Raw genomic sequence first — 3,148 nt, 5'->3', positions numbered from 1 at the left:
ATCCGCGATTCGGGACAACGCGTCGTCATCGACGGGCCATGCCTTTCGGCGTGTACCTTGCTGACGGGGATCATACCCAGGAACCGCGTTTGCGTCACCAGTCGCGCGGTGCTCGGCTTTCACGCTGCGTCTTATTATGACGACGCCTCGCGTGAGCTGGTGCCCACGCGGGCCGGCAGCCGCCTGGTGATGCGGATGTATCCAGCAGAAGTCCGGCACTGGATTGAACGCCATGGCGGGTTGACGCCGCATATGATCCAGATGCGCGGACGTGCGTTGACGTCGCTCTATCAAACTTGCCGTTAGTTTAGGCACCGGTCTGGGCACCGGCTCCGCCGGGGTGGTCAGTCGGCGCGGGCTCGTGCGAGTTGTCGGCGGCGTGGTTCCGGCCTATCTACACGTCATGTCCGAGACGGTCGTATCGCGCCCGCTGCCAAGGCCGCTACTGGTTGCGGCCGCCATAGCTGTCGTCATTCTCGGCGCCACGGTGGCGCTTTGGGCGCATTACGGAGCGGCAGTATTTTTTGAGACGATCCGCGCCGGCTTTATGGCGTGTTTCGGCTGACGGAAGTATGCCCGTGAACCCAAAGACCTCCCGTATTGCCCTGTTGCTGGGCGCGTTTCTGAGCGGCCTGGTGCTGTTTCTCGGCGCCATTTTCCTCGTCACCGGCCTTTCACCCTCACCGGGCGCGGGTGTCGCAGGCGTTGGCGGCCCGTTTCATCTGGTTGACCAGAATGGCAAGCCGTTTTCCGATCAGGACATGAAGGGAAAGCCCTACCTCGTCTTTTTCGGCTACACGCACTGCCCGGATATTTGTCCGACTACTCTGTTCGAAATGTCGCAGCTTTTCCGCAAACTCGGACCGGACGCCGGCCGGGCGGGGGCGCTGTTCATCACCGTTGACCCTGATCGCGACACCCAAGCGGTGATGAAGGCCTATCTGGCGAGCTTCGATCCGCATTTGCGCGGCCTAACCGGAGACCCGAAGGCGATAGAGCAGGCGCTCAAGGACTATCGCGTCTACGCACAAAAGGTGCCGGTTAAAGGCGGCGATTACTCGATGGACCACACCGCCATTGTCTATCTCATGGACAAGGACGGACATTTTGTCGCGCCTTTCAGCATGCAACGCACGGCCGACGCTGAAGCCGCGGAATTACGGCAATATCTTTAAGACGCGGCCGCCTGCCGCCTTTAATTCGCATCAAAACAAAAACTCAGAAATCGCGTAGTCTATGACCCGGCCAGCGGGGGCGACACCCTGGCTGGGCGGCTCGGGACGGAACCCTTTTAAGGCTTCCGATCCCGGGCTGTTCCCGCTTGCTCACTGATAGTGATGCGCCTGCTGGTGATGCGTCTGCGGCTTCAGAGATGCCGAGGCGCCCGCAACATGATTGCCGCCGGTCCGGCTGCTAGCCGAACGCTTCGCGGCGTTTCGCTAGCCTGTTCACGAGTCTTGGCCTTGGCGACTTCCTTGGCGAGCCGCGAGCTCTTCGCCAATCCATGTTCGGTCTTTTCCCAGAGTTGCGGGGCAAACAACAGCTGAAAGAGCGCGCGCCATGCCGCGAGTGAAAGCAGAAACCAGTATAGCGGCGTGAACACCAGGACCCACCCCTGTGCCAGAAGTCCACGGCGTTGCAAGCCAACGAGATCCAGCGCGACCGTTGAGGCATAACCGGCCAGCAAGGTCACGAAAAATACGGGGGCTTCGTGCCCCATGGCGGCGATGGCGGCGAGCGGCGGGCGCGCGATGAGATAGTAGCAAAGCGCCGCCATGAAGAGGGGATGGATCAGCGCCGCGAAAACATTGCAGGCAAGGAACAACTGGAAAGCCACGGCTCCCGCTGGCGAGAGTTCTCGCAGCAGCCGCGCCGGCCGGCGCATATGCACCAGCCAAGTCTGCATCCAGCCCTTGTACCAGCGCGTGCGTTGCTTGAGCCACGGGACGAATTGCGCGGGCGCTTCTTCGTACGTCGTCGACGGCAGAACCGCGGCGCGGTAGCCGAGCCGATGCAGACGGATCCCGAGATCGGCATCTTCTGTGACGTTATAAGGATCCCACCCGCCTGCCTGCCGGAGCGCAGCAGTGCGGAAATGGTTTGATGAACCGCCCAGCGGGAACGGCAGTTGCAGCGCGGCAAGGCCGGGCAACAACACATCGAATTGGCCGGCGTAATTGGCGGTGAACATTCGCACCAGCCAACTGTCGCCGCTATTGTCGATGCTCAGGGAGGCCTGCAGACAGGCGAGTCTTTCATCCGCGGCCCGAAATGCCGCGAACGGCGCGCCGGAGCTGATCGCGTTCCGGCGTGTCTTCAGCGTCGAACACGGCCGTGTAGGGGCCGCGCGCCAGCGGCAGCGCCACATTCAGCGCCTTCGGCTTGGTGCGTGGCCCTTCGGGCGGGGCGATGACGATCTCGAAAGGCGGTCCGAGGTCGAGCCGATCCAGTGCGCGCCGGGTTGTGCGGTCATCGGCCTCCAAGACGAATTTCACGTCGAGCTTCTCGATCGGATAATCGAGCGCGCGGATCGCGGCCACCAATTTGTCGACGACTTTCTCCTCACGATAGAGCGCGCAGATGATTGTGTAGATCGGCAGGTCACGGTCGGTCCCGCGCAGCGGCAGTTCCGGCGCCGATTGTTTGTACAGCACGCTCGACAAGCGCAATGCGGCCGCTGCCAGGAAAATCGCGCACAGCATAACCGAAAAGATGCCGATCGCGGCGGCGGGATAAAGTGCGAGGGTGGTCAAGACCAGTATCGCAATTGTCGCGATGGCGACGCCTTTGCCAACGTGCAGGGCCGCTGCGTTGGAAAACTGCGGTTGCCGGCGCCGGAGATCATAGGCAGCTCGCCGGCCGAGTGTAGCTTGTGCGTGCTGCGCGATGAAACGCTGCAGCCGATCGGACGAGGTCAGCCGAAACGAATTGATCCGTCGTTGTACCGGCCCGCGTGGGTCGGTGAGGCGGTGCGCCGCCCAGCAGCTTGGTGCGATGATCCAGACGATCCGCCCCGCTTCGCGTATTGGCATTAATCCGGCGGCTGCGGCCCGGATTAATTCAGCATCACTGAGCGGAACATCGGATCGTTTTAATGTATCCAGCCGGTCGTAGGAGGTACCCAGCGACGCAGCCAGCGCGTGAAGAT

Annotated in this window: 4 protein-coding genes; 2 read left to right on the top strand and 2 right to left on the bottom strand. The window is 62.1% G+C overall.

Annotated features, from left to right (window positions below; genetic code table 11):
• Positions 1-306: hypothetical protein (locus VGG47_RS03810; protein WP_331535608.1), on the top strand; the 306-nt coding region annotated here is incomplete at its 5' end.
• Positions 307-524: 218 nt separating this feature from the next.
• The gene (locus VGG47_RS03805; protein WP_331535606.1) at positions 525-1,175 is read left to right on the top strand and encodes an SCO family protein; all 651 of its coding nucleotides are present in this window, start codon (positions 525-527) and stop codon (positions 1,173-1,175) included.
• Between the two features lie 191 nt (positions 1,176-1,366).
• Here VGG47_RS03805 and VGG47_RS03800 read toward each other — a convergent pair whose 3' ends face one another.
• Both VGG47_RS03800 and VGG47_RS03795 read right to left on the bottom strand, forming a co-directional pair.
• Positions 1,367-2,368, bottom strand: coding sequence for a glycosyltransferase family 2 protein (locus tag VGG47_RS03800; RefSeq protein WP_331535604.1), 1,002 nt, complete (start codon positions 2,366-2,368; stop codon positions 1,367-1,369).
• Positions 2,256-3,032 (bottom strand): glycosyltransferase, encoded by a 777-nt coding sequence (locus VGG47_RS03795; RefSeq protein ID WP_331535602.1) that lies wholly within the window; start codon positions 3,030-3,032, stop codon positions 2,256-2,258. The genes VGG47_RS03800 and VGG47_RS03795 overlap by 113 nt, the downstream gene beginning before the upstream one ends.
• Positions 3,033-3,148: the final 116 nt, after the last annotated feature.

The organism is Acidocella sp., from assembly GCF_036489515.1.
GTDB lineage: Bacteria > Pseudomonadota > Alphaproteobacteria > Acetobacterales > Acetobacteraceae > Acidocella.
Note: the sequence above shows the minus strand (reverse complement) of the source record. Positions and strands in the feature narration are given on the sequence as shown.

Excerpts from the sequence above, each read along its gene's own strand:
- VGG47_RS03795 (WP_331535602.1), bottom strand. The coding sequence starts at position 3,032 with ATGCCAATACGCGAAGCGGGGCGGATCGTCTGGATCATCGCACCAAGC.
- VGG47_RS03800 (WP_331535604.1), bottom strand. The coding sequence starts at position 2,368 with ATGTGGCGCTGCCGCTGGCGCGCGGCCCCTACACGGCCGTGTTCGACG.